The sequence below is a fragment of the Streptomyces sp. NBC_01775 genome (genome assembly GCF_035917675.1).
Taxonomy (GTDB): Bacteria; Actinomycetota; Actinomycetes; order Streptomycetales; family Streptomycetaceae; genus Streptomyces.
In genome coordinates this window covers 7,617,432-7,641,019 of record NZ_CP109104.1, presented here as the reverse complement: position 1 = coordinate 7,641,019, position 23,588 = coordinate 7,617,432, and the positions used below count along the sequence as shown (strand labels likewise).

The 23,588-nt window shown below is 72.3% G+C and carries 25 protein-coding genes; 13 read left to right on the top strand and 12 right to left on the bottom strand.

Features of this window, described 5'->3' with window-relative positions:
• Window positions 1–8: 8 nt before the first annotated feature.
• From OHB04_RS33965 to OHB04_RS33955, 3 genes are all read right to left on the bottom strand, one after another.
• On the bottom strand, window positions 9–767 hold the full coding sequence (locus tag OHB04_RS33965) for a GvpL/GvpF family gas vesicle protein (protein WP_326808943.1): 759 nt from the start codon (window positions 765–767) through the stop codon (window positions 9–11).
• Window positions 764–1,174, bottom strand: coding sequence for a gas vesicle structural protein GvpA (locus OHB04_RS33960; RefSeq protein WP_326691463.1), 411 nt, complete (start codon window positions 1,172–1,174; stop codon window positions 764–766). The genes OHB04_RS33965 and OHB04_RS33960 overlap by 4 nt, the downstream gene beginning before the upstream one ends.
• Window positions 1,175–1,418: 244 nt before the next feature.
• Window positions 1,419–1,919 carry a hemerythrin domain-containing protein gene (locus OHB04_RS33955; RefSeq protein WP_326691462.1) on the bottom strand — a complete coding sequence of 167 codons (501 nt, stop codon included), beginning with the start codon at window positions 1,917–1,919 and terminating at the stop codon, window positions 1,419–1,421.
• Window positions 1,920–2,016: 97 nt separating this feature from the next.
• On the opposite strand from OHB04_RS33955, the gene OHB04_RS33950 reads away from it, so the two are divergent.
• A complete protein-coding gene (locus tag OHB04_RS33950) occupies window positions 2,017–2,199 on the top strand; it encodes a hypothetical protein (RefSeq protein WP_326691461.1) in 183 nt (60 codons plus the stop codon).
• Between the two features lie 173 nt (window positions 2,200–2,372).
• Here OHB04_RS33950 and OHB04_RS33945 read toward each other — a convergent pair whose 3' ends face one another.
• Window positions 2,373–2,711 carry a GlsB/YeaQ/YmgE family stress response membrane protein gene (locus OHB04_RS33945; protein ID WP_326808942.1) on the bottom strand — a complete coding sequence of 113 codons (339 nt, stop codon included), beginning with the start codon at window positions 2,709–2,711 and terminating at the stop codon, window positions 2,373–2,375.
• Window positions 2,712–2,829: 118 nt separating this feature from the next.
• Here OHB04_RS33945 and OHB04_RS33940 point away from each other — a divergent pair, with 118 nt between their 5' ends.
• Both OHB04_RS33940 and OHB04_RS33935 read left to right on the top strand, forming a co-directional pair.
• Entirely contained in the window at window positions 2,830–3,300 is a 471-nt protein-coding gene (locus OHB04_RS33940) for a gas vesicle protein GvpO (protein WP_326808941.1), read from the top strand.
• 296 nt (window positions 3,301–3,596) lie between these two features.
• Window positions 3,597–4,139 carry a hypothetical protein gene (locus OHB04_RS33935; RefSeq protein ID WP_326691458.1) on the top strand — a complete coding sequence of 181 codons (543 nt, stop codon included), beginning with the start codon at window positions 3,597–3,599 and terminating at the stop codon, window positions 4,137–4,139.
• A 90-nt stretch (window positions 4,140–4,229) separates the two neighbouring features.
• On the opposite strand, the gene OHB04_RS33930 is transcribed toward OHB04_RS33935, so the two are convergent.
• The gene (locus OHB04_RS33930; RefSeq protein WP_326808940.1) at window positions 4,230–6,092 is read right to left on the bottom strand and encodes a PP2C family protein-serine/threonine phosphatase; all 1,863 of its coding nucleotides are present in this window, start codon (window positions 6,090–6,092) and stop codon (window positions 4,230–4,232) included.
• 146 nt (window positions 6,093–6,238) lie between these two features.
• Here OHB04_RS33930 and OHB04_RS33925 point away from each other — a divergent pair, with 146 nt between their 5' ends.
• On the top strand, window positions 6,239–6,616 hold the full coding sequence (locus OHB04_RS33925) for an RNA-binding S4 domain-containing protein (protein WP_326808939.1): 378 nt from the start codon (window positions 6,239–6,241) through the stop codon (window positions 6,614–6,616).
• A 44-nt stretch (window positions 6,617–6,660) separates the two neighbouring features.
• Here OHB04_RS33925 and OHB04_RS33920 read toward each other — a convergent pair whose 3' ends face one another.
• Window positions 6,661–6,984 carry an L-rhamnose mutarotase gene (locus OHB04_RS33920; RefSeq protein ID WP_326691455.1) on the bottom strand — a complete coding sequence of 108 codons (324 nt, stop codon included), beginning with the start codon at window positions 6,982–6,984 and terminating at the stop codon, window positions 6,661–6,663.
• 53 nt (window positions 6,985–7,037) lie between these two features.
• A complete protein-coding gene (locus tag OHB04_RS33915; RefSeq protein WP_326691454.1) occupies window positions 7,038–7,742 on the bottom strand; it encodes a response regulator transcription factor in 705 nt (234 codons plus the stop codon).
• A gap of 193 nt (window positions 7,743–7,935) precedes the next feature.
• Between OHB04_RS33915 and OHB04_RS33910 the strand changes: the two genes are divergently transcribed.
• The 3 genes from OHB04_RS33910 to OHB04_RS33900 are packed head-to-tail and all read left to right on the top strand — an operon-like array spanning window position 7,936 to window position 11,501.
• Window positions 7,936–9,771, top strand: coding sequence for a sensor histidine kinase (locus tag OHB04_RS33910; RefSeq protein WP_326808938.1), 1,836 nt, complete (start codon window positions 7,936–7,938; stop codon window positions 9,769–9,771).
• Window positions 9,772–9,803: 32 nt separating this feature from the next.
• Window positions 9,804–10,439, top strand: a complete 636-nt coding sequence (locus tag OHB04_RS33905; protein ID WP_326808937.1) for a mycothiol-dependent nitroreductase Rv2466c family protein — start codon at window positions 9,804–9,806, stop codon at window positions 10,437–10,439.
• Window positions 10,440–10,454: 15 nt separating this feature from the next.
• A complete protein-coding gene (locus tag OHB04_RS33900; protein ID WP_326808936.1) occupies window positions 10,455–11,501 on the top strand; it encodes a sulfotransferase family protein in 1,047 nt (348 codons plus the stop codon).
• Window positions 11,502–11,620: 119 nt separating this feature from the next.
• On the opposite strand, the gene OHB04_RS33895 is transcribed toward OHB04_RS33900, so the two are convergent.
• The 3 genes from OHB04_RS33895 to OHB04_RS33885 all read right to left on the bottom strand — a co-directional run bounded on the left by OHB04_RS33895 (window position 11,621) and on the right by OHB04_RS33885 (window position 16,529).
• Window positions 11,621–12,199 (bottom strand): universal stress protein, encoded by a 579-nt coding sequence (locus tag OHB04_RS33895; RefSeq protein WP_326691450.1) that lies wholly within the window; start codon window positions 12,197–12,199, stop codon window positions 11,621–11,623.
• Between the two features lie 251 nt (window positions 12,200–12,450).
• Window positions 12,451–14,352: a M4 family metallopeptidase gene (locus OHB04_RS33890; RefSeq protein ID WP_326693050.1), complete on the bottom strand. Its 1,902-nt coding sequence runs from the start codon at window positions 14,350–14,352 to the stop codon at window positions 12,451–12,453.
• Window positions 14,353–14,873: 521 nt separating this feature from the next.
• Window positions 14,874–16,529, bottom strand: a complete 1,656-nt coding sequence (locus OHB04_RS33885) for an FAD-binding dehydrogenase (protein ID WP_326808935.1) — start codon at window positions 16,527–16,529, stop codon at window positions 14,874–14,876.
• Window positions 16,530–16,656: 127 nt separating this feature from the next.
• Between OHB04_RS33885 and OHB04_RS33880 the strand changes: the two genes are divergently transcribed.
• From OHB04_RS33880 to OHB04_RS33855, 6 genes are all read left to right on the top strand, one after another.
• Window positions 16,657–17,199, top strand: a complete 543-nt coding sequence (locus OHB04_RS33880) for an NUDIX domain-containing protein (protein ID WP_326691448.1) — start codon at window positions 16,657–16,659, stop codon at window positions 17,197–17,199.
• An 89-nt stretch (window positions 17,200–17,288) separates the two neighbouring features.
• Window positions 17,289–17,687: a YidH family protein gene (locus OHB04_RS33875; protein WP_326691447.1), complete on the top strand. Its 399-nt coding sequence runs from the start codon at window positions 17,289–17,291 to the stop codon at window positions 17,685–17,687.
• Complete coding sequence (locus OHB04_RS33870) at window positions 17,684–18,016, top strand: DUF202 domain-containing protein (protein WP_326691446.1); 333 nt, start codon at window positions 17,684–17,686, stop codon at window positions 18,014–18,016. The genes OHB04_RS33875 and OHB04_RS33870 overlap by 4 nt, the downstream gene beginning before the upstream one ends.
• Window positions 18,017–18,099: 83 nt before the next feature.
• Entirely contained in the window at window positions 18,100–18,585 is a 486-nt protein-coding gene (locus OHB04_RS33865; protein WP_326693049.1) for a gluconokinase, read from the top strand.
• Between the two features lie 262 nt (window positions 18,586–18,847).
• Complete coding sequence (locus tag OHB04_RS33860) at window positions 18,848–19,870, top strand: phosphotransferase family protein (RefSeq protein ID WP_326691445.1); 1,023 nt, start codon at window positions 18,848–18,850, stop codon at window positions 19,868–19,870.
• A gap of 8 nt (window positions 19,871–19,878) precedes the next feature.
• Window positions 19,879–21,093 (top strand): acyl-CoA dehydrogenase family protein, encoded by a 1,215-nt coding sequence (locus OHB04_RS33855; protein ID WP_326691444.1) that lies wholly within the window; start codon window positions 19,879–19,881, stop codon window positions 21,091–21,093.
• A 565-nt stretch (window positions 21,094–21,658) separates the two neighbouring features.
• Here the strand turns inward: OHB04_RS33855 and OHB04_RS33850 are convergent.
• Together OHB04_RS33850 and OHB04_RS33845 are read right to left on the bottom strand one after the other, a co-directional pair.
• Window positions 21,659–22,336, bottom strand: coding sequence for a serine/arginine repetitive matrix protein 2 (locus tag OHB04_RS33850; RefSeq protein WP_326808934.1), 678 nt, complete (start codon window positions 22,334–22,336; stop codon window positions 21,659–21,661).
• A 268-nt stretch (window positions 22,337–22,604) separates the two neighbouring features.
• A complete protein-coding gene (locus OHB04_RS33845; protein WP_326691442.1) occupies window positions 22,605–23,585 on the bottom strand; it encodes an NADPH:quinone oxidoreductase family protein in 981 nt (326 codons plus the stop codon).
• Window positions 23,586–23,588: the final 3 nt, after the last annotated feature.

Below are 23,588 nucleotides of genomic sequence, written 5' to 3'. Positions count from 1 at the left end.
TGTTCCCGTCAGCCTGCCGCGAATCCGCTGGCGTCCGCTGTCGCACCGGTCTTCTCAACGAAGCTGTACGGCGGCAGCGGGCCGCTGACCCGCAGGTCGAGTTGGGGTTCGGAGGTGCCCAGTTCCTCGACGGCGGCCAGCAGCTCGCCGGCTGCTTCCTTGTCGACGAGGAAGGACAGGTTGGCCAGCCAGCCGCTGCTCTCGGGGCCCTCGCTGATATCGGCGGCGAGCGGCTCCAGCGCCCTGCGCAAGGTGGCGCCGTCGACGGCTTCCCTGGCCTGGACGGCGTTGGCGACCATCTCGCCCAGCCGCAGCCGGTCCTCGTAGCTGCCGCCTCCGGCGGCGCGGTTGGCCTCGCTGAGCGCGCGCAGATCGGGCTGGTCGGCCATGACGCGGTGCAGTACGGCCTCGTCGTCGTGGACGGCCTTGATGTTGTACTCGGCCTTGCCCTCCAGCGCGTCGAGGCGCTCACGGAAGTGCTCGGCCCGCTCGGCGAGGACCGAGGTGACCTTCTCGTCGTCCTCGGAGACGCTGCCGAAACGCATGGGCAGCACGGTGGCCTCCGCGCCGGCCTGGGCGAGCACCTGCTGGTGCGCGAGCAGTTCCCTGCGCTTGGGCTTGAGGCCGTCGGGCGCCTCGCTGACGACGGCCACCAGGCCGCCCTCCTTCAGGACGCGCACGGGCCGCGGCGGGTCCCCCACGCCGGTCAGGCCGTCGGGAATGCTGGGGCTGGGGGTCCTGGCGATGCCGTAGACGTAGGTGCTCACTCCCGCTCCTCCTTCTTCCGCGAGCCGGCGCGCCGCCGGGTGCCGGACTCCTCGGACTCCTCGCGGGCCTGGCGGTAGGCGTCGGACACGGTCTCCGCGGCTCCGGTCAGTGCGCCTTTGGTCTTGCCCTTGGCGCCGGACTCGGTGACCTGGCCCACGATGTCGGGCAGCCCCGGGTCCTTGTTACGGCCGGATTCGAGGTCGAGCCGGTTGCACGCCTCGGCGAAGCGCAGATATGTGTCGACGCTCGCCACGACGACCCGGATGTCGATCTTCAGGATCTCGATACCGACGAGAGACACACGCACGAACGCGTCGATGACGAGGCCCCTGTCGAGGACCAGTTCCAGCACGTCGTAGAGATTGCCGGAACCGCCGCCTTGCTGCTGTGCCGGAGCGACAGTCATGAGGCGATGCCTCCTTCGCTACTAGTCGTTGCAGCTCGAACGCGGCATCGGGTAGCCGTCAGCTGTCCGGGCAAACCAGTCGCTTCCGCAGCCGCTCAGGCACAGGCCGGACGCCGGGTCGGGCCCCGGGCCCGGGCGCTGGTCGGACCCCGGCGGACCCCGGTCGGACCCCGGTCGGACCCCGGGCCGGGCGCCAGGTCGGACGCCGAGCCGCGCGCTGGGCCGGGTGCCGGGACGTCGTCCCCTACGCCTTGGTGGTCAGCCAGTCGCGGACCCGGTCCACGACGCCGGGCCCAGGGTCGAGGGCCTGGCGCTTGGCCTCCCGCGCGCCCGCGCCCAGCTCCAGGCGCTCCCGGTGGCTGAGGGCCGCGTGCAGCCGGGGGAAGACCTCGCCCTCCTCGGTCGCGACGTGTTCCTGGATCCAGTTCATGAGCGCGCTCATGTCCCGGTCGAAGGCGGGCGAGCGGGGGTCGGCGCCCTCCAGCGCCTCCAGCGTCCGCTCCACCTCGGCGCGGCGGGCGAGCGCCGCGTCGACGAGGCGATCGCCGCCGGACAGCCTGCGCCGGATGACGGGGTGCAGCCTGCGCTCCTCCGCCGCCGCGTGCCGTACCAGCCCGGCGACGAGCTGCTCGGCCAGCAGCCTGCGGCGCTCGGGATCACCGGTCGCCTCGTACGCGGCGAAGAGACGCTCGCACTCTCGGTGGTCGTCCATGAGCAGTTCCAGCACATCCTGCTTGTGCGCCATCTCTTCTCCTCCGTCTGCCGTTTCGTCTCCTCCGCCCCCGTTTCGCACTGCGGGGCGCGGGGACCCGTGTTCGAATCGAATGTGGAGGTGATCGCAGGTGCAGAAGACCGAGGGCACCACGCACGACCGGAACGACCGCCGACGGGGCGGCAGAACCGTGGTCGTCTCAGGGAACGTGAGCCACGGCCGGGGACGTCCGGACGGACCGATGGGCTACGGCCCGCGCCGGTCCGCCGACGAGAACGATCCCGAGCCGCACATCTTCCGCGGCGAGGACTGATCCCACGACAGCGGCGGGGCCCGACCCCGGCCGCCGCGTTCTCAGCCGCGACGCTCTCAGCCGCCCCCTCTGCGCCCCTCTGCGCCGCCACGCGGCGCACGGGCGCCCGTCACTCCCGCATCGCTCCCGACTCCCGCATCGCACCAGCCCAGCTCAGCCCAGCCCGGCTCAGCTCAGCGCCGCGCCAGCGGGAGGCGGAGCCGCGCCAGCGGGAGGCGGAGCCGCGCCAGCGGGAGGCGGCCCGTCACCATGAAGAGGTGACGGACCCGGTCCAGCGCGGCGACGCCGAGTGCCGCCAGGCCCACCTGTACAAACAGCTGACCCCAGGCGGCGCCCTCGGTTCCGGTGAGGCCCAGGCCCCGGGCGACCCCCAGGCCGCCGAGCGCCGCGCCGATGCCGATGAGGAAGGTCATCGGCAGCCCAATGTGCTGTCGGCCGGGCAGCACCCCACGTCCCAGCGCCCCGATGAGGGTCCCCACGATCAGAGCGCTCAGGATGTCTGACAAGTCCATCGGTTCTCCTTCCAGCCCCTCCCCGGTACCCGTGACCCGGCGGTTCAGTCCGCGCGGATCGGGGCACCCGGGCGGTTCGCCGAAGTTCCCCGCAGCAAGGAGAGGGAGGAGCACCGGGATGAGCGACCGGGAGTCGAACGGCACGAGCGCGAAGCCGGAGAGCACGAGCACGCGGAACGGCAAGCCCGGGTCCAGCAGCCGCAGTACCCGCACACGCACCCGCGGCACCGGTGCCGGCACCGGCACCAAATCCGGCACCGGAAGCGGAAGCCGGAGCAAGAGCCCTCAGCCTGCGGCCGAGGAGCCCGCCGAGCAGCCCGCCCCCAAGAAGCCCGGCGCGGCACAGGTGCTGAGGTCGGCCCAGGACACGCTGGAGGCGCTCACCGGCCTGGAATCCGAGTCGGTCTCCTCGGTCATCAGAGGCGACGACGGAGGCTGGACCCTGCACGTGGAGGTCGTGGAGCTGCGCCGGCTGCCGGACAGCACCAGCATGCTCGGCTCGTACGAGGTGACGCTGGACGAGGACGGCGAGCTGACCGGCTACCGCAGGCTGCACCGCTACGAGCGCGGAAAGGCCGACCCGAAGTGAGTGGCAGGAGACCGCCGGAGCCCGGCCCCGGGCGCACAAGGGCCACACCCAGCACGACCACGCCCAGCACGACCTCGGCGTGCTGGGCGTGGCGCGTTGCGAGTGCCCCGAGAACGGGGGCGCAACCGTCGCGGCCGGAACTCGTCAAGGTGGCGTCAGCCAAGAGGCAGCTCCGGTGGAATGTCCCTAATGTCAACGTCATGAAGGGGCTGTCCGGCAACCGGTCATGGCACGGCAGGCAAGCACGGCGCGACGGGCGAGCGCCGCACGGCGGACAAGCGCGGCACGACCGTCGGGTGAGCGACGTCCGCTGGGCCGCGCAAGTGCGCTGGGCGGTCGGCGCGGGGACGTTCCTGCTCGTCTCGCTGCTGATCGTCGACCACCTCTACGGCCGCCTCACCTGGCAGCGTGCCGCGCTGTGGGCGGGGCTCTCCCTGCTGCTGTGCGTGGTGTTGGTCCCGCCCCGCGTGACGGCCGGGCCCGGCTGGCTGGCCGCCCGCGACGTGTGGGGCGAGCGCCGGGTGCGTACCGACCGGATGGTGGCGCTGGACTGGCAGCAGGGCGCGGCGGGCAGCACGGGCCGGATCGTCCTGCGGGACGCCGAGGGGACGCGGCTGGAGCTGGACCTGGCTGTGCTGACGGCGACGCCGGCGATCTGGCTCCGGCTGGAGGAGGGCGCTCGCCGCGCCCAGCGTGCCGGCACCCTCGTGCGAGGCGCACCGGTCCTCGCGCGCCTCGCGCAGCGCGTGGAGCAGGAGGCCGCGCGCGCCGTCTTCACCGCTTCGGGCCTGTCCGGCCGCTCCCGCGGGAACTCGGCCGCGCCGGGGCAGCCCCGCTGACGGCAAGCCCCCTCGCGGCCGGGACCGGCCCGCGGCAGGACCCGGCCCGCGCCTGCACCTGCACCCGCGCCCACGCCCGTACCCGCGCTCTCAGGCCACGTGCAGCGCCAGGATCGTCGCGTCGTCCTCCGCCTCGGGGCCCAGCAGCGTCTCCACCAGGCAGTCGGTCACCGTCTCCGCGTCGTCGCCCCGGGTCGCGCAGTACCGCACAGCGCTCAGCAGCGCCGCCACTCCCGCGTCGATGTCCATGCCCCTGCGCTCGATGACGCCGTCGGTGTAGATGAGCAGCATGTCGCCGGAGCGCAGCTGGGTGGAGTTGACCGGGTACGTCGCCTCCGGGGTGACGCCGAACATCACCCCGTGCTCCGCCTTCAGCACCGTCGGCTCGCCGTCGCGCACCAGGACGGGCGAGGGGTGCCCGGCGCTGGCCCAGCGCAGGACACGGGTCTCCGGGTCGAGATGGCCCAGGACCGCCGTGGCCGTGGTGTCGATCCCGGCGTAGTAGACGACCTCTCCCAGCGCCGTCGCCAGCTCTCCCGCGTCGCCGTCGGTGTAGGCGAGCCCGGCCAGCGCCGAGCGCTGCTGCACGGCTCTGCTGGCGGCCTCCACCCCGTGCCCGGAGGCGTCGCCGACGGCCAGCAGCACGCGCCCGTCGGGCAGTTCCCGGCACTTGTACCAGTCGCCGCCGACCCCGGATTCGGAGGCCACATAGGCGGCGCTCACCGACAGCCAGCTCGGCTTGAGCGCGGCAAGGGGCGGGGTGAGGGCGTGCCGGAAGGTCTCCGAGACGCGGCGCTCGGCCGCCGCCTCCTGGCGCAGCCGCTCGGCGTCGCTGAGCGCGGCGCGCAGGCGCTCGTCCTGCTCGGTGATGTCCCGCGCGGCCAGGAGCACGGACTCGGGCGGCTTCGCCCCCGGCGGCTGGGCCGAGCCGATCCAGCGCACCCTGCGGTCCCTGTCCCGGCCGTGGATGGTGATCTCCCGGTCGGAGACCTCCCCGCCCTCCAGAAGGACGCGCACATCGTCGGCGAAGCCGGGCACGTCGTCGGTCTCCAGCATCCTGCCGATGGTCATGATGTCGGAGGCGATCTCCCGGGCCGGGGCGACCGTCCGCGCCGCCCGGTCCACGCTCCGCGCGTCGCCCGGCTCGACGCCCTCAGACGGCGGCACGGTGAGGCCCAGCAGCTCGCGCAGCCCCTGGGACCACTGCACCCGCCCCGCGACCAGGTCCCACTCCACCCAGCCCGTGCGGCTGCTCTCCTGGATGCGACGGCTGATCCGGGCCTCGCCGACCGGCTCCCAGTTGGTCAGCAGCAGCCCCTCGGTCCCCAGCAGGGTCACCGTGCCGCGCAGCCGGGCGTGCTGGAGGGTGCCGTCGAGGACGTCGACGTAGTCGATGGTGCCGGTGCTGACGGGGCCGCCCTTGGCCAGGGCCGCGTGATAGGCGTCGTACATCCCGCTCGTACGGGCGCCGGGGCGGGTCTCGGAGAGGGGACGGCCCAGGAAGTCCTCGGTCGTGCGCTCCTGGCCGCTTGTCCCGCGCTCCTGGTTGTTCAGCTGGATGTGGTTGGCGGCGACGACGATGAAGTCGCGCACCGTGCCGTCGGGCGCGTAGTCGGGCCGCAGCACGGTCGAGCTGCCGCGCAGCACGCCCAGGACGTCGGGGATCCACGGCGGGAGGCCGGGCAGCGCGACGGCCTCGCGGGGCTGGTCGGTGCCGGTGTCGTCGTGGGCGAAGGGACCGCTGCCGGAGTGAGCGGAGTCCGGCACGCTCCCGGTGGCCGGAGCCGGGTGGTGCTCCGCCCCTTCGGCGACGCGCTCGCGCGCCCGGATCCGGGCCAGGGCCGCGGTGCGCAGGGCCAGGCAGTCCAGCTCGCGCAGGGCGTCGTCACGCGCCTTCGCGTGCGTCTGCGAGGAGTCCTGGGGTTGCCCGGGGGCGGGGGCCGGAGAGTTCATATAGGGGCATTCTGGGGCGTATGGCGGCAGTTCGCCGCGCGGGAGCCGCCGCGGGTGCGGCGGGCGGCCCTTACGGGCAGGTACTGGTGCTCACGGCCTTCGGCCGGTGGGCCCTGCGGCCCTGCCCGCTCGCCTACAGTCGAGACATGACGGCAGACGAGGGATCGGTGCGGGTCGACAGCTGGATCTGGTCCGTGCGGCTGACGAAGACCCGCTCCCAGGCGGCGACGGCGGCGCGCGGCGGACACGTCAAGGTCAACGGCGAGAGCGCCAAGGCGGCGCACCCCGTCCGGGTGGGCGACGAGGTGCGCGTACGGCAGGCGGGCCGAGAGCGGATCCTGGTCGTACGCAAGCTGATCAAGAAGCGGGTGGGTGCCCCGGCGGCGGCCGAGTGCTATGTCGACAACAGCCCGCCGCCCCCGCCCCGCGTCGAGATCCCCGTGGTCGCGCAGCGCGAGCGGGGTGCCGGGCGCCCCACCAAGCGCGAGCGCCGGGAGCTGGACCGGCTGCGCGAGGGTCACTGACTCACCCGTACGGACCACTCTCCCTCGCCCGGCTCGCTCACGGCTCATTCCATCAAGAACACCTGCTCCATGGGCGCCCACCACTGGCCCTCGGCGGCCTCGGGCACCGGCTCCTGGCAGGGGTCGGTCAGCTCCCACCACGCCTGGGTCGCCGGGTCGGCCGCTATAGCGGCGAGGTCGGCCTCCAGGTCGTCACCGTGGTACTCGAAATAGCTGAAGAGCCGGTCGCCGAGCAGGTGGATCGAGTAGTTGGCCACCCCGCTCGCCCGCAGCCGCGCCAGCACGGGGCCGGGCACGGCCCGGTGCAATTCGACGTACTCCGCCAGCCGTTCGGGACGGACCCGGATCACCTGAGCCACCCGCCGCATACGCCTCACCCTTCCGCCGCGCTCCCTTGACGGCCGGCAGCGTACCGGGGGCGTCAGCCATCGGCCTCCTTGATGCGCTCGGCGATCACGGCGGCCTGCACCCGGCGGCCGACGCCCAGCTTGGAGAGGATGGAGGAGATCCGGTTCTTGACGGTCTTCTCCGCGAGGAAGAGCCGCTCGCCGATCTGCCGGTTGGTCAGCCCCTCCCCGATCAGCTCCAGCACCTCCCGCTCGCGCGGCGAGAGCCTGGCCAGCTCGGGCGGCGCCGACTGGTGCTCGCGCGCCCGGATCCGCGACATGACCCGGGATGTGGCGCGCGGGTCGAGGAGCGAGGTGCCCGAGGCGACCGTACGGATCGCGGTGACCAGGTCCGCGCCCTTGATCTGCTTGAGCACATAGCCGGCCGCGCCCGCCATGATCGCGTCGAAGAGCGCCTCGTCGTCGTCGAAGGAGGTCAGCATCAGACACACCAGCTCCGGCATGCGGGCCCGCAGCTCGCGGCACACCTCGATGCCCGCCTGATCGCCGCCCTCGTCGGAGCCGCCGAGGCGCACATCGAGCACCGCCACCTCGGGGCGCAGCGCGGGCGCCCTCGCGATGGCTTGGCGCGCGTCGGCGGCCTCGCCCACGATGTCCATGTCCGGCTCGGCCTCCAGGAGATCGCGCAGCCCTCTGCGCACCACCTCGTGGTCGTCGAGCAGGAAGACACGGATGGGGTGGTGAGCGGATGCGTCACCGTGGGTGTCGGGGTCCGGCACTGAGCCTCCTCAGAACGCCTTCCCAGACTGAAGTACACACACTCCGTCAAGAAAGGGCCGTTCGGCACCTCCACGCGCGAGACCGCCCGCGCGCCGTCGTCCGTGTTGCCGTCAACACCCACTGTACGGAGGGGGTTCGGCCGTAGAATGCGTACCTGGGTGCGAGCGCGCCCGGCTGTCGTACGGAGGTCGCATGACGGACTCGGCCGACCACGGGCAGCACCGCCCCTACCGGGGGGAGTTACCCCACTTCCGGCTGGACGAGCTGCTCGATGAGCTCCAGACGCGGCTTGATGCCGCGCGCACCACGCAGGACCGGATGCACAGCCTCCTGGAGGCCGTCCTCAGCGTCGGGAGGGAGCTGGATCTGGCACAGGTGCTGCGCCGCATCGTGGAGGCGGCCCTCGCCCTGACCAACGCGGAGTACGGCGCGCTGGGCGTCATCGGCGACCGGCAGCGGCTGTCGAACTTCCTGCCCGTCGGCATCCCGGACGAGCTGGCCGAACAGATCGGGCCGCTGCCCTCGGGCCACGGCATCCTGGGCGAGCTGATCCGGCACCCCGAGCCGCTGCGGCTGACGGACCTGGCCGCGCACCCGGCCAGCCACGGCTTCCCCGCCAACCACCCGCCGATGCACAGCTTCCTGGGTGTGCCGGTGCGGGTGCGCGACGAGGTCTTCGGCAATCTCTACCTGACCGAGAAGCGCGGCGGCGCCGACTTCGACGCGGACGACGAGGCCGTCGTCACCACCCTGGCCGTCGCCGCGGGCGTCGCGGTCGACAACGCGCGCCTGTACGCGGAGAGCCGCCGCCGCGAGCAGTGGCTGGAGGCGCTGGGCGAGATCACCAGGTCGCTGCTGAGCGGCGCCTCCTCCGGCGAGGTGCTGCGGCTGATCGCCTGGGGGGCGCTGGAGGTCTCCCAGTCCGACTCGGCGTGTGTGCTGCTGCCCGATCCGCTCACCGACGCGCTGCGGGTGGACGTGGCGGTCGGCGAGCTGTCGAAGGAGATGACCGGGCTGGTCGTCGCCTACGACAACACCCTTCCGGGGCTGGCCGCGCGCACCGGCGAGTCCGCGGTGACGCCGGACATCATGAACGACCCGCGCACCCACGCCTTTCCCGGCGTGGAGAACGCACACGGGCCCGCCGTCGCCGTGCCGCTGCTGGCGCAGAAGCACTCTCCCGGCGCGCTGCGGCTGAGCAGACTCAAGGGGAAGCCGCCGTTCGACGACACGGAGGTGGGCCTCCTGTCCGACTTCGCGGCCCAGGCCGCACTGGCGCTCGAACTGGCCCAGCACAGGTCGGAGTCGGAGCAGCTCGCCCTGCTCCACGACCGGGACCGCATCGCCCGCGATCTGCACGACCTGGCGATCCAGCGGCTGTTCGCGACGGGCATGACGCTCCAGAGCGCGGCGCGGCTGATCGACCGTCCCGAGGCGGCCGAGCGGGTGGGCCGCGCGGTCGACGACCTGGACGAGACGATCAAGATCATCCGCTCGACCATCTTCGCGCTGCGCTCCTCCGACGACGGCCGCGATCCCTCGCGCGTCAGCCTGCGCAGAACCATGGCCAAGGCCGTCAGCGACACCGCCGAGCAGCTGGGCTTCATGCCCGCGCTGCGTATGGAAGGCCCCGTGGACACGAACGTGCCGCCCGAGGCGGCCGAGCATGTGCGTGCGGTGCTCGGCGAGGCGCTGAGCAACATCGTGCGGCACGCACACGCGCGCCGCGTCGATGTGACGCTGAACGTCGACGACGACATCACCTTGTCGATCACCGACGACGGCCTGGGCATCGGCGAGAGCACCCACTCGGGGGGCCTGGACAACATGCGCTCCCGGGCGGAACTCCTCGGCGGCGGCCTCACCGTGGGCGGGAGCGGGGGCGGGGCTGCCCCGCAGGAGAGCGCCCCGCACGAGAGCGCCCCGCACGAGAGTGGCACCAACTCTTCGCCCGGGGCGGCCAAGGGCACCCGCATTGTGTGGCGCGTTCCCCTGCCCCACGAAAAGGACCAGGAAAGAGAGCAGTGAAAGATCCGCCGGACGGACCATAGGCTCGGCACATGACGGTCGTGGACTTCTGGTTCGATCCCTCCTGCCCGTACACGTGGCTCACCTCGCGCTGGATCCGCGAGGTGGAGCGGGTGCGGGAGGTGGAGGTGCGCTGGCGCGTGATGAGCCTCTCGGTGCTGAACGAGCACCTCGACGAGGACCCCGAGGGCGACACCGAGGGCTATCTGTGGATGCCGGTGCGGGTGTGCGCCGCCGTGGCCGAGGAACACGGACAGCGGGCGCTCGGCGACTTCTTCACCGCGTTCGGCACCCGGGTGCACACCCGGAGCGACTGGGACTGGGGCAGGGTGCTGCCCGAGGCCCTGGCGGAGGCCGGCCTCCCCGCGGGGCTCGCGGACGCGGCGGGCTCGGAGCGGTACGACGCGGCGGTGCGCGCCTCGCACGCGGAGGGCATCGGCCTGGTCGGCACGGAGGTGGGCACGCCCGTCCTCGCGGTGAGCGGCCAAGGCGGGGAGCGCACCGCGTTCTTCGGACCGTGTGTCTCGCCCACCCCCTGCGGGGAGACTGCGGGCAGGCTGTGGGACGGGGCGCTGCTGATGGCCGGGGTGGAGCAGTTCTACGAGTTCCGGCGCGCCGCTTCGCCGCTCGACTTCCGGGAGTGCGAGGCCGCGGGCCGCCGCGGGTGAGGTGAGGGGTGCGGGATGGGTGTTCGGACGCTGACCTTCGTCGTGGGCACGGGCCGCAGCGGCTCCACGGCACTCTCCCGCGTCCTGCGCGAGCACCCCGGCGTGCTGAGCCTCAACGAGCTGGGCGCCACCGCCATGGGGTCCACGACGCTGGGTGAGGAGCCGCTGTCGGGGCGGGAGTTCTGGGCGCGGGTGACCGAGCCCAACCGGGTCTTCGACAGCATGATCCGCAGCGGCGCGGCACTGCCCGAGTTCCTCTACAACCGCTCCCCCGGGCGTTATTCGGCGGAGACGACCGGCATCCCCGCGCTCAGCCTCATGGCGCTGCCCCACCTCACCGACGACCCGGACGCGCTGCTGGACGCGCTGGAGCCGCGGGTCACGGGCTGGCCCGTACGCCCGGGACCGCGGCACTGGGAGGCGCTGTTCGACACGCTGGCCGAGCATGGGGGCAGCGCGCGGGCGGCCGTCGAGCGCTCGGGGTATTCGACGGGCAGTGTTCCGCCGCTGCGCCGTGCCTTCCCGAACGCGCGCTTCGTCCATCTCTTCCGCGACGGACCCGACTGCGCGCTGTCCATGAGCCGCCACCCCGGATACCGCTTCATCACCCAGCTGCTGGAGATGGCCGAACTCGCCGGTGTGGCCTCGCCGTCCGAGCTGACGCCCGAGCGGGTGGCGGCGCTGCCGCCGCACCTGTCGGCGCTGCTGGCGGACCGCTTCGATCCGGCGCTGGTCCTGGAGCGGCCCATGCCGGTGACACGCTTCGGCACGCTGTGGTCGCGGCTGGTGGCCGAGGGCGCCGAGAACCTGCGCGAGCTGCCGGAGGAGGCGCGTACGACGCTGTCCTACGAACGGCTGCTGGACGCGCCGTACGACGAACTCACCCGACTCGCCCGTTTCTTGGACGTGGAACCCCTGCCGCGCTGGCTGGATACGGGCGCCGCGATGCTGGACGGCTCCCGGCGCGGCGCGGCACTGGGACTCCCGTCCCGGGAGCTGGCCGCGCTGCGCGAGAGCTGCGCCCCGGGCATGCGGGCCCTGGGGCTGGGGGCCGTGGGCTGAGCTGGGCTGGGCTGGGCTGAGCCTGCGGACGCTGTGCCCCGTCAATGAGGGAGCACGGTGCCCCGCCAAAGCTACGCCCCGTCGAGCAAGGGGCGCGCGCCGCACGGCCCCCGGTCCTGTCAGGCCGCGAGACCGGCCGTGCAGAAGTCCGCTGCCGTCACCCGGCGCAGGGCGCCCCGGATGCCTTTGGGCACGGCTGGCGCGGGGACGGTGAGGACGGGGCAGCGGGCGTGGGCCAGTACGCGGCGGACCGTCCGGCCGACGGTTCCACGGCCCCTTCCGGTGTGGCGGACGCCCAGCACCAGCCGGTCGCCGGGCCGGTCGGCCGCCTCGCTCAGCGCCCGCCACGGCGTGTCCCGTACGACGCGCTTGTGCACGTCGGCCCCGGGCGGCGCGCCGCCGAATGCCTCCTCGAAGGCGCGCTCGAGCCGGGCGTGCGCCTCCCGCTGCCAGTGCCGTGCCCAGGCCCTGTCGGGTCGGCGCAGATAGGCGTGCTCCCCCTCGGGCGGCTCCCAGGCGATGACGGCCAGCAGGGTGTCGCCGGTGCGGCGGGCCTCCTCGGCGGCTTGGCGCAGCCCGGCCAGGCTCGTCAGCGAGCCGCTCACTCCGACGACCAGACGGCCTCGCCCCGTACGGGAGTTGGCGCGGCAGCCGTGCTCGTCCGGTCTTGGCCTGTGGGTGCCTCCTGATGCGTTCACCGTGTCCCCTCTCGTGCGGGCCGATCGCCTCTCGTGCGGGCCGATCGACCGACTGGAACACGACAGTGCCTGCGGATCGGCCCCACTCAACAGAGCCAATCCGGGGAATGTGGCTTGGCTGACCGGCCTTGGGCCGGAGGCGGACGGGCAAGCGCACGGCCGCGCGCCCCGGAGACACCAACTCACGTGTCTCCGGGGCGCGTTTTCCCTTCCTGCCGTGCTCCGGGCACTACCGGGGCGGGCGGTACGGGTCAGAAGGTGAGCTTCCAGGAGTTGAGTGTGCCGGCGTCGGTGCGGTAGATGTCGGCGACGCGGAGCTTCCAGGCGCCCGTCGCCTTCTCCGAGGAGGCGTTGACGGTGTAGGTGGCCTTCACGTCGTCGGCCGAGTCGGTGGTGCTGGTGTTCTTCACCCGGTAGGCGGAGCCGTCGGGCGCGATCAGATCGATGCGCAGGTCACCCCGGTAGGGGTGGGTGATGTCGACGTCCACCTTGAGGGTGCTGGGCGCGTTGCCGTCCCGGGTGACGCTGATCGGGGACTCGACGGTGCCCGGATCGGGGATGTCGTAGGCGTCGGTGTTCTCGTACCCGTCACCGGGGCCGGGCCCACCGGGGCGGGAGCCGACGTTGACGGCCGCCCAGGCGTTGGCGACGGCGGTGTACTGCGCGCTGCTCTGCCCGAAGAGGTCGGCGGCGGCGGAGAGCGTGGTGGTGCGCGCCCCCGCGTAGTTGGTGTTCGAGGTCATCTTCTCGCTGAGCGCCTTGAACCAGATCTTCTCGGCGTCCTTGATGCCGATGCCGGTGACCGGGAGGTTGTCGTAGGTCGGCGAGTCGTACTTGACGCCGTTGATCTCCTTGGCCCCGCTGCCCTCGCTGAGCAGGTAGAAGAAGTGGTTCGCGACACCCGACGAGTAGTGCACGTCGACGCCGCCGATGCCCGAGTACCAGCTGTCCTTGGACTGGCCGTCCTTGCTGGGCTTGTCCATGTAGCGCAGCGGGGTGCCGTTGCCCCGGATGTCGATCTTCTCGCCGACGAGATAGTCCCCCACGTCGTTGGGGTTGTTGGCGTTGAACTCGACGGCCGCGGCGAAGATGTCCGAGGTGCCCTCGTTCAGGCCGCCGGACTCGCCGCTGTAGACCAGCTTGGCCGTGGCGGCCGTGACCCCGTGCGTCATCTCGTGCGCGGCCACGTCGATGGAGGTCAGCGGCTTTTGATTGCCGTCGCCGTCGCCGTAGGTCATGCAGAAGCAGGAGTCCTGCCAGAAGGCGTTGACGTAGTTGCTGCTGTAGTGCACCCGCGAGTACGCGCCGACGCCGTCGCCGCGTATGCCCGAACGGCCGTGCACGTTCTTGTAGTAGTCCCAGGTGAGGGCCGCCCCGTAGTGCGCGTCGACGCCCGCGGTCTGAGCGTTGGAGGGAGTCCCGTCGCCCCAGACGTCGTCGGCGTCGGTGAACAGCGTCCCGGTGCCGGAGGTGCCGCGGTTGAGGTTGTACGTCTTGTGCCCGCCGCGCCCGGTGTCGTTCATGCTGTACGACCCGGCGGAGCCCGAGGTACCGAGGGTGACCTTGCCGCTGTACTGGCTGTTGCCGGTGCCGTTGTGCACGCCCTGGTACGAGAACAGCTTCTTGCCGCTGTTCGCGTCGGTGATCGTGTGCAGCTCGTTGGGCGTGCCGTCCTTCTGTTTGCCGCCGGCGACGGTCTCCCAGGCCAGCACGGGCTTTCCCTGCGCCGCCCAGACGACCTTGCGGGGCTCGGCCGCCTCCTTCTTCAGGGCCGGCGCCTTCTCGGCCGCCTTGGTCGTGGCGACCTGGATCCTGGCCTTCGTCGCCTTGTCGACGCCCTCGATCTTGCCGCTCTTGGTCTCGTGAACGACCATGTCGCCGCCCAGCACGGGCAGCCCGTCGTAGGTCCGCTCGTAGCGGGTGTGCACGGAGCCGTCCGCGTTCTTCACGACATCACGCGGCTTGAGCTGCTCCTTCGCACCGAGCTTCAGCGCCTGCGCGGTCTCGGCCCTCGTGTCGCTCGCCGTCTTCAGCAGACCGGCCCGCTGCGGTGCGGAGAGCTTCACGGGAAGCTCTCCGGCGTCCGGCTTGCCGAGCTTGCTCGCATCCGGCCCCGCCGAGGCGGTGCCGCTCTGCATGCCCACCGTGACCATCGCGGTCACGGCGACCAGCGCACCACCGACGGTGGCACGTCTTCGGGGGGTGATTCTCTTACGCACGTTGAACTCCTTCTGCGAGAGATGGCAGAACTGGTGGAGCTGTGCACGTGTGGGAGGAAGTCACCGAAGGGCGGCGCATGTTGGGCATGGGGGGCGCGGCACTTCGGCGTGCTGAACGATGGCACCAGCGGACCGAAGTGTCAGGTGCCTGACAGCAAGTTGGCCAGAAGTCGTCCGTTGACCCCGATTCCGTGTCCGCTCACCGAACGAGTGGGCTACCGCGGGTGGGCTACCGCCCTCGCCCCCGCTTTCGCCGCTCCGCCTTTGGTGGTCCGCCCTTGCTCTCAGCCCTCGCCCTCGCTGACGGTTTGCCGGCACTCCGCTCCCCCGCTTTCGTCAGAGAATCGCGCCAGGGCGCTCGTCCTCAAACGCCGGACGGGCTTGATCCACCCCGCTTCCGCCAGAGAGCCACACCACGCGCTCGTCCTCAAACGCCGGACCGGCTTGACGTTCGCTCAGCCGACCGCGCGGGACGCCGCGCGGCCTGCTGTCCGCCCGGAGAAGAGGCAGCCGCCGAGGAAGGTGCCCTCCAGGGAGCGGTAGCCGTGGACGCCGCCGCCGCCGAACCCGGCCGCCTCCCCCGCCGCGTAGACGCCCTCCATTGGAGCGCCGCCCTCTGTCAGCACGCGCGACGACAGGTCCGTCTCCAGCCCGCCCAGCGTCTTGCGCGTAAGGATGTTGAGCCGCACGGCCACCAGCGGGCCCGCCGCGGGGTCGAGGAGGCGGTGCGGGGAGGCGACGCGGATCAGCCGGTCGCCGAGATAGCGGCGAGCCCCGTGGATCGCCGTCACCTGGGAGTCCTTGCTGAAGGGGTTGCGGATCTCCCGGTCCCGCGCGGCCACTTCACCCCGCAGCGCGTCCGCGTCGATCAGCTTGTCCCCCGTCAGCTCGTTCATCCGCCGCGCCAAAGTGGCCAGATCTCGCTCGATCAGGAAGTCCGCGCCGTGCTCCATGAAGGCCCGCACCGGGCCGGGGGCCCCGCCGCGCGCCCGGCCGAGCACCTCGCGCACCGAGCGGCCCGTCAGGTCCGGGTTCTGCTCGGAGCCGGAGAGGGTGAACTCCTTCTCGATGATCTTCTGGTTGAGCAGGAACCAGGTGTAGCCGTGTCCCGTGTGCATGATGTGGTCGAGCGTGCCCAGGGTGTCGAACCCGGGGAAGAGCGGCACGGGCAGCCGCTTGCCCGTGGCGTCGAGCCAGAGCGAGGAGGGTCCCGGCAGGATGCGGATGCCGTGCCGCGCCCAGATCGGATTCCAGTTCTCGATGCCCTCGGTGTAGTGCCACATGCGGTCGCGGTTGATGAGGCGTCCGCCCGCGCTCTCGGCGATGCCGAGCATCAGCCCGTCCACGTGCGCCGGCACGCCCGAGAGCAGCTTCTCGGGCGGAGTACCCAGCCGCTCGGGCCAGTTGGCGCGCACCAGTTCGTGGTTGCCGCCGATGCCGCCGGAGGTGACGATCACGGCCTGGGCGCGCAGTTCGAAGGAGTCGACCGCCTCCCGGCTGCTGGCCGTGCCGCGCCGCGCGTCGCTGGCGGCCAGCACCTCGCCGCTGACGGTGTCGACGGCGCCGCCCGTACGGGACAGCCCGGTGACGCGGTGCCGGAACCGCAGCTCGACCAGGCCGCGCGCGACGCCCGCTCGCACCCGTCGCTCGAAGGGCTCGACCAGCCCGGGCCCGGTGCCCCAGGTGATGTGGAAGCGCGGCACGGAGTTGCCGTGCCCGGACGCCTCGTAGCCGCCGCGCTCGGCCCAGCCCACGACGGGGAAGAACTTCACGCCCTGCGAGCGCAGCCAGGCGCGCTTCTCGCCGGAGGCGAAGTCGACGTAGGCCTCGGCCCAGCGGCGCGGCCAGTGGTCCTCGGGACGGTCGAAGGCGGCAGTGCCCTGCCAGTCCTGCCAGGCGAGTTCACGGCTGTCCTTGACGCGCATCCGGCGCTGTTCGGGCGAGTCGACGAAGAAGAGCCCGCCGAAGGACCAGTGCGCCTGGCCGCCGAGGGATTGCTCGGGCTCCTGGTCGAGGAGGATCACCCGGCGTCCTGCCTCGGCCAGTTCGGCCGTGGCGGCCAGGCCGGCGAGCCCGGCTCCGATCACGATCACATCGGCGTCGTACGCCATGCACCCCACCCTCTCGCGACGGACAGCGCTGGACAGCACCGGGCAGCACTGGTTACTGATGACCGGAGAGTAACCTCCCGCTCCGGCCGCCGGCACCCCCCGCGCCCCGTGGTGTTTGGATGAGCCCATGACGGATCAGGAACGGCAGACGGATCAGGAGCGGCAGCCGCCGCGTTCGGCCGACGAACTGCTGGACATCGTGGACGAGCAGGACCGGGTCGTCGGACAGCGGCTGCGCGGAGAGGTGTACGAGAGGCGGCTGCGGCACCGCAGCACCTCCATCCGCGTACGGGACGGCGAGGGACGGATCTTCGTCCACCGCCGCACCCCCACAAAGCTGATCTTCCCCTCGATGTACGACGTGGTGGTCGGCGGCGTCGTCGGCGCCGGGGAGGACTACGACACGGCAGCACTGCGGGAGGCCGAGGAAGAGCTGGGGGTCAGCGGGCTGCCCATGCCGGAGCGGCGGCTGAAGTTCCTCTTCGAGACGCCCGATTACTCCTGGTTTCTCCAGGTGTACGAGGTCGTGTGCACGCTGCCCGTCCAGCCGCAGGCGGAGGAGGTCACCTGGTGGGACTTCCTGCCCGAGGAGGAGCTGGAGCGCAGGCTGCCCGGCTGGGACGTGGTCCCCGACGGCCTGGAGTGTCACCGCCGGCTCAACACCCGCTGACCGTTCGCCGACCGGCCGCTGACCCCCTGCCGACCGGCCGCCGCCCGCCCACTGGGGCCCCGTCGCAGGTCACGGCGTACGGTGGAGCAATGTTCACCCGGCTCACCGAGACCCTGGGGCTGTGGTTCGCCCCCCAGCGGATCAGGGAGGAGGGCAGCACGCCCGACTACCGCTTCTCGCTGGCGAACGAGCGGACCTTCCTCGCCTGGATAAGGACCGCGCTGGCGCTGGTCGCGGGCGGCATCGCGGTGGACCAGTTCCTCACGGACCTGCGCTGGGGCGTGCGCACCACCATCGCGATCGTGCTGCTGGCCGGGGCCGTGTTGTGCGCGCTCCGCGCCGTGAACCACTGGGTGCGCTGCGAGCGCGCCATGCGCCGGGGCGAGGACCTGCCCGCCTCCCGCTTCCCCGTGCTGCTGGCACTGGGCACGGCCGGGGCCGCGCTGCTGGTGGTCGTCGTCGTGTCGATGGGCTGGGCCGGCCTGTGACCCACCGGCACGGGGAGCCGGAACCCGGCAATCCGGTCCGGGACCCGGGCGCCCAGCCGGAGCGGACATGGTTCGCCTGGCGGCGCACCACGCTTGCCTTCGCGGTCGCCGCCGCGCTGGCGGCCCGCTCGGCGCTGCGGGACGGTACGACCGTCGCCGTCCTGGCCGCCTGCCTCGGAGCGCTGGCCTGGCTGGCCATGCTCATGACCGCACACCGCCGCATCGGCGCCCTCTCCAGCGCGCGTCCCGCGGCCATGGGGGCGCGGGAGCTGGGCGGCGTGCTGCTGCCGGTCCTGGTGCTGATCGTCGTAGGAGTGATGACGCTGTGAACGATCCACGCGCGGAGGCGGCCGGGTCCGGGCCGGGACGAGGGCCGGGGCCGGAGTCGGGGTCGGGGCCGCTGGTGGTCGTGATGGGGGTCTCCGGCTCCGGAAAGAGCACTGTGGGCGAGCTGCTGGCGCCCCGGTTGGGCGTGCCGTTCGCGGACGCCGACTCCTTCCACCCGCGAAGGAACATCGAGAAGATGTCGGCGGGCACCCCGCTGACCGACGAGGACCGCGCCCCCTGGCTGGCGTCGATGGCCGACTGGCTGGCCCAGCACACGGAAAGCGGCGCCGTCCTGGTGTGCTCGGCCCTCAAGCGCCGCTACCGCGACCGCCTGCGGCAGGCTTCCTCACGGCTGTTCTTCCTCCACCTGGACGGCTCCTACGAGTTGATCGCCGGCCGGCTGGGGAAGCGCGAGGGGCACTTCATGCCGGCCGGCTTGCTGCGGTCCCAGTTCGAGGCGCTGGAGCGGCTGGAGGCGGACGAGGCGGGTGCGGTGGTGCCGGTCGACGGCACCGTGGACCAGACGACGGCCCGAGCGCGGGCCCTGGCGGGCGGCGCCCCTCGCGGATAGGGCTGGCGCCTGTCCCGCCGCGAGGCGCGTCGGAGTGCTTCCCCTTCCCGCCACGACGGTGCGTCTGCGCGACATCGTGATCGGCGGTCCGGTCCCGGCGGTGCGGGCGGGTACGGCACCGCCGGGCAGGTTGGACGGGGCGCTCGCCGTCGCGGCGGGAAGAGGGACGGGAGGGGTGGCCGAAAGTCGGGGGACGTTCGGTCTGGACTCCATACCGACTAGTCGGCATGATCGGAGCGACCGACGCAGAGGAGCGCGCACGATGAGCGAACAGAACCCGCCCGGCCTCGACCTGGCACGGCTGGCCGAGTACCTGGAGCGTGAGCGTCCCGGGCTGGTCCAGGGCCCGTTGCGGGCCGAGGTCGTGCAGGGGGGCCGCTCGAATCTGACGTACCGCGTCACCGACGGCACCGGCCGCTGGGTGGTGCGCAGGCCACCGCTGGGCCACGTCCTGGCGACCGCGCACGACATGGGCCGCGAGCACCGGGTCATCAGCGCCCTGCGTGACACGGACGTACCCGTGCCGGGGACGGTGCTGCTGTGCGAGGACCCCGAGGTCATCGGCGCCCCCTTCTACGTGATGGAGCACGTGGCGGGCACGCCGTACCGCACGGCCGCTCAGCTGGCGCCGCTGGGCGCCGAGCGCACCCGGAGCATCGTCCTCGCACTGCCCGACACACTCGTCGCCCTGCACGCGGTGGATCCGGAGGCCGTGGGCCTGGGCGACTTCGGGCGGCCCGAGGGGTTCCTGGAGCGTCAGCTGCGGCGCTGGAGCAAGCAGTTGGAGGCGTCCCGCAGCAGGGAGCTGGCCGGCATCGACGCGCTGCGCGCCGCGCTCGGTGAGGCGCTGCCCGACTCCCCGCGCCCCACAGTGGTGCACGGCGACTACCGGCTGGACAACGTGCTGGTGGACGCGGACGACCGGATCGCGGCCGTGCTCGACTGGGAGATGTCCACGCTGGGCGACCCGCTGACCGACCTGGGCCTGCTGGCGATGTACAGCGAGCAGCAGGACGCGCCGGACTCCCCCGTCAGCACGACCAGCGGCGCGCCGGGACACCCCCCGGCGGCGGAGCTGATCGAGCGCTACGCGCGGGCCTCGGGCCGGGACGTGTCCCGGATCAACTGGTACACGGCGTTCGCCTATTTCAAGCTCGCCGTGATCCTGGAGGGCATCCACTACCGCTTCACGCTCGGCCAGACCGTCGGCGCGGGCTTCGACCGGATCGGCTCCCTCGTTCCGGTCTTCATCGACAACGGACTCACCACCCTGCGGAAAGGCTGAGGCAGCACATGGACTTCGCATTCGACGCGCGCACCGAAGAGCTGCGCGAGAAGCTGTCGGCCTTCATGGCGGAGCACTTGCGCCCCGCGGAGCGCGTGTCGCACGAGCAGCGGGCCGAGCTGGAGTCACCCTGGCAGACGCCCCGGGTGGTGGACGAGCTGAAGGCCGAGGCGCGCAAGCAGGGCCTGTGGAACCTCTTCCTGCCGGACCCGGAGTACGGCGCGGGCCTCACCAACCTCCAGTACGCGCCCCTCGCCGAGATCACAGGGCACAGCCCCCAGCTCGCGCCCACGGCCCTCAACTGCGCGGCGCCCGACACCGGGAACATGGAGGTGCTGGCCCAGTTCGGCTCGCCCGAGCAGCGCGAGCGGTGGCTGAAGCCGCTGCTGGACGGGGAGATCCGCTCGGCGTTCGCGATGACCGAGCCCGAGGTGGCCTCCTCGGACGCGACGAACATCGGCACACGCATCCGGCGGGAGGGCGACAGCTACGTCATCACCGGCCGCAAGTGGTACATCTCCGGGGCGATGAACCCGGACTGCCGGATCTTCATCGTCATGGGCAAGACCGACCCGGACGGGGCAGATGTGCGGCGCCAGCAGTCGATGGTGCTCGTCCCGAGGGATACTCCCGGTGTCGAGATCCGGCGTGCGATGTCCGTGTACGGCTACGAGGACCACTACCACGGCGGCCACGCGGAGGTCGTCTTCGACGAGGTGCGCGTGCCCGTCTCGAATCTCGTCGGCGAGGAGGGCGGCGGCTTCGCCATCGCCCAGGCCCGGTTGGGGCCCGGCCGCATCCACCACTGCATGCGGCTCATCGGCATGGCCGAGCGGGCGATCGAGCTGATGTGCCGACGGGCGCTGGGCCGAACGGCGTTCGGCAAGCCGCTCGCTCAGCAGGGCGTGGTCCACGGGTGGATCGCGGATGCCCGTGTTCAGGTCGAGCAGCTGCGGCTGCTCGTGCTGAAGACGGCCTGGCTGATGGACACGGTGGGCAACCGGGGCGCGCACACCGAGATCCAGGCCATCAAGATCGCGACCCCGCGCGCGGTGGTCGGCATCCTTGACGACGCGGTCCAGCTTCATGGTGCGGGTGGCGTCTCCCAGGACTTCCCGCTGGCGGAGCTCTGGGCCGCGGCGCGGACGCTGCGCCTGGCTGACGGGCCTGATGAGGTTCATCAGCGTTCGCTGGCACGGCGTGAGTTGCGGCGGTACGCCTGATTCTTTCCGCGTTCCGGGAGGGGGCTTCTCCATGGCGTTCCGGAAGGTCACGCCATGGGACCGCCTGTCCGCAGACGCCACAACACACCCGTCAACTCACCATGTCCCGCCACAAGATCGGTGATCAGGATGGTGCCGGGTGGGATTCACTCCGGTCCGGCACGAACAAGCTCAGCCGATAGGTGGTCGGCTGCGCCCGTCGCCCACAGAGCGTGTCGATCCTGGTCAGCCTCCAGTCGATCCGTCGCTCCGCGGAACGCGGACGGCGCAGGTGAGCACGCAGCTCCGACGCGTCCTGAGTCTCGAACAGCAGCTCCCAGTGGCCTGTGCCAGGAGTGGTGTGAGTGGTGGCCCGCGGACTCACGTCCTGCTGCTGGCGCTTCCTCTTTCGCTGTCCCGGCACCGGCCCAGCATCGCCCGCCCGGTGTCACCTCAGCAAGGCCGTTGCTCCGGGCCTGGTCCACAGCTGCTGATCTTCTGTCAGACAGGCTCCAGGGCCACCGGGCACGGCGTCACCTTGCTCTGCGCCCTGGCAGGGCCGGCCGCCCGGCCACGCCAAAACCCCCTAAGCGTGAGGCCAGTGGCCTGGGCGGGGCCCCGGGGGCGGGCCGGCGGCGCCCGGGGCCCACTGCGGTGGAGGAGCCCACATGGCGGCGAGCCGGCGGCGGTGGCGGCCACGCCGGACAGCCGTGATGACGCTGATGCCCACGGCTGCCGCCGTCGCGGCGAAGAAGAGGCCGATCGCCGCGAAGATGCCGCCCACCGTGGCCCCCACCTGGGGCTTGTCCCCCAACGCGAATTCCGCCTGCTGCTCCGAGATGCAGGTGAGCGTGTAGTCGCCGCTGTCGGCGGGCTTCACCTCGAAGACGCGGTCCCAGGTGCGGGACCCGACGGTGATCCGGATCGTGCTGTCCGGCTGGGTCATCGACCCGGACTCCATCTTCGGGATACGGCAGTCGACCCGGCCCTTCCGGGGCTGGGAGACGTAGATCGCCTTGGTCTCCCCCTCGGTGAAGCTGAACGTCTCCGAGCTGCCGCCGGAGAAGCTCCGGCCGGTGTCGACCGAGTCCACCGTGTCCTTCACCGTCACCACGATGACGGCGGCACCGGCACCGGCCAGCACGAGCGCCAGCACCCCGGCGACCACGTACCAGACGCGCCGTGGCCGCACGTCCCCCGCCGGGACCTGCGAGGGATTGAGCGGCGGGCCGCCGCCGTACGGCGTTCCTGTCTGGGACTCCATCCCCACAATGTCGCACGGCGCTGTCACCGCGAGTGAGGGTGGGGCCTCGGGCTACGCGGCGACCCGGACGGTCCTGGCCGCTGTGGAGCGGACACCGGGCCGCCGTCATCCGCTCCCGACCACCGGTCGCCGCCAGGCGACGGGCGTGGTGGGCCTCCCGTCGCGTGGCCGGCCCCTGCGCTCCCGTGCGGTTGCCGAACAGCGGGTGCTGGGGAGTGTCTTCAAAGTAGCGTCGTCCGCCGGGCAGACGGGACTTCGAAGACACGACCTAGGGGGACTCCTCCGTGGGGACCACGACGACGCGGCCTGTGGTCACCCCGTCGAACACCCGCTGCACCGCGTCCGCGGTCCCGTCCAGCGGGGTGCGCTCGCTCACCAGCGGGCGGATGGACCCCGAGGCGGCAAGCCGGGAGAGCTCCTCGTGGCAGGCGACGATCGCGGCGGGCTCGCGCTGGGCGTAGAGGCCCCAATGCAGGCCGAGGATCGAGTAGTTCTTGACCAGGGCGTGGTTGAGGCCGGGTGTCGGCACCGCGCCGCTGGCGAAGCCGACCACGACGATGCGGCCCTCGAAGGCGACGCACTTGACCGACTTGGCGTAGGCGTCCCCGCCCACCGGGTCGTAGACCACGTCCGCGCCCCGGCCGCCGGTGGCCTCCTTGACGGCGGCGACGACGTCGTCGGAGCGGCGGTCGACCACCACGTCGCAGCCCAGTTCGCGGGCGACCTCGGCCTTCGCCGGGCCGCCGACCACGCCGATCACCCTGGCGCCCGCGGCTTTCCCCAACTGGACGGCGGCGCTGCCGACCCCGCCCGCGGCGGCGTGCACCAGCAGGGTCTCGCCTTCACGCAGGGCCGCGCGACGGTGCAGGCCGAACCAGCCGGTCTGGTAGCCGATGTGGAGCGCGGCGGCCTCCGCGTCGTCGAGCGCGGAGGGCGCGGGCAGCGCCGTCTGTTCGCTGATGACGGTCAGCTCGCCGAAGGCGCCGACGGGCAGCACGGGCTGGCCGAGGACGCGTTCGCCCGCGCGCGGCCCGGACACGATCTCGCCGCACAGCTCGACGCCAGGGGTGAAGGGGAGCGGTGGCCGGATCTGGTACTCGCCACGGCAGAGCATGGCGTCGGGGTAGTTGACGTTGGCGGCGAGCACCTTCACCAGGAGCTGGCCCGGGGCCGGTTCGGGCTCGGGTATCTCCTCCAGCCGCATCACGTCGCGCGGTTCGCCGTTGGTGTGGACGCGCCATGCCTTCACGAA

Excerpts from the sequence above, each read along its gene's own strand:
- OHB04_RS33880 (WP_326691448.1), top strand. The coding sequence starts at position 16,657 with ATGACGGATCAGGAACGGCAGACGGATCAGGAGCGGCAGCCGCCGCGT.
- OHB04_RS33890 (WP_326693050.1), bottom strand. The coding sequence starts at position 14,352 with ATGGTCACGGTGGGCATGCAGAGCGGCACCGCCTCGGCGGGGCCGGAT.
- OHB04_RS33900 (WP_326808936.1), top strand. The coding sequence starts at position 10,455 with ATGGGTGTTCGGACGCTGACCTTCGTCGTGGGCACGGGCCGCAGCGGC.
- OHB04_RS33885 (WP_326808935.1), bottom strand. The coding sequence starts at position 16,529 with ATGGCGTACGACGCCGATGTGATCGTGATCGGAGCCGGGCTCGCCGGC.
- OHB04_RS33960 (WP_326691463.1), bottom strand. The coding sequence starts at position 1,174 with ATGACTGTCGCTCCGGCACAGCAGCAAGGCGGCGGTTCCGGCAATCTC.
- OHB04_RS33860 (WP_326691445.1), top strand. The coding sequence starts at position 18,848 with ATGAGCGAACAGAACCCGCCCGGCCTCGACCTGGCACGGCTGGCCGAG.
- OHB04_RS33930 (WP_326808940.1), bottom strand. The coding sequence starts at position 6,092 with ATGAACTCTCCGGCCCCCGCCCCCGGGCAACCCCAGGACTCCTCGCAG.
- OHB04_RS33945 (WP_326808942.1), bottom strand. The coding sequence starts at position 2,711 with ATGGACTTGTCAGACATCCTGAGCGCTCTGATCGTGGGGACCCTCATC.
- OHB04_RS33855 (WP_326691444.1), top strand. The coding sequence starts at position 19,879 with ATGGACTTCGCATTCGACGCGCGCACCGAAGAGCTGCGCGAGAAGCTG.
- OHB04_RS33925 (WP_326808939.1), top strand. The coding sequence starts at position 6,239 with ATGACGGCAGACGAGGGATCGGTGCGGGTCGACAGCTGGATCTGGTCC.
- OHB04_RS33875 (WP_326691447.1), top strand. The coding sequence starts at position 17,289 with ATGTTCACCCGGCTCACCGAGACCCTGGGGCTGTGGTTCGCCCCCCAG.
- OHB04_RS33940 (WP_326808941.1), top strand. The coding sequence starts at position 2,830 with ATGAGCGACCGGGAGTCGAACGGCACGAGCGCGAAGCCGGAGAGCACG.
- OHB04_RS33905 (WP_326808937.1), top strand. The coding sequence starts at position 9,804 with ATGACGGTCGTGGACTTCTGGTTCGATCCCTCCTGCCCGTACACGTGG.
- OHB04_RS33955 (WP_326691462.1), bottom strand. The coding sequence starts at position 1,919 with ATGGCGCACAAGCAGGATGTGCTGGAACTGCTCATGGACGACCACCGA.
- OHB04_RS33865 (WP_326693049.1), top strand. The coding sequence starts at position 18,100 with ATGGGGGTCTCCGGCTCCGGAAAGAGCACTGTGGGCGAGCTGCTGGCG.
- OHB04_RS33850 (WP_326808934.1), bottom strand. The coding sequence starts at position 22,336 with ATGGAGTCCCAGACAGGAACGCCGTACGGCGGCGGCCCGCCGCTCAAT.
- OHB04_RS33920 (WP_326691455.1), bottom strand. The coding sequence starts at position 6,984 with ATGCGGCGGGTGGCTCAGGTGATCCGGGTCCGTCCCGAACGGCTGGCG.
- OHB04_RS33910 (WP_326808938.1), top strand. The coding sequence starts at position 7,936 with ATGACGGACTCGGCCGACCACGGGCAGCACCGCCCCTACCGGGGGGAG.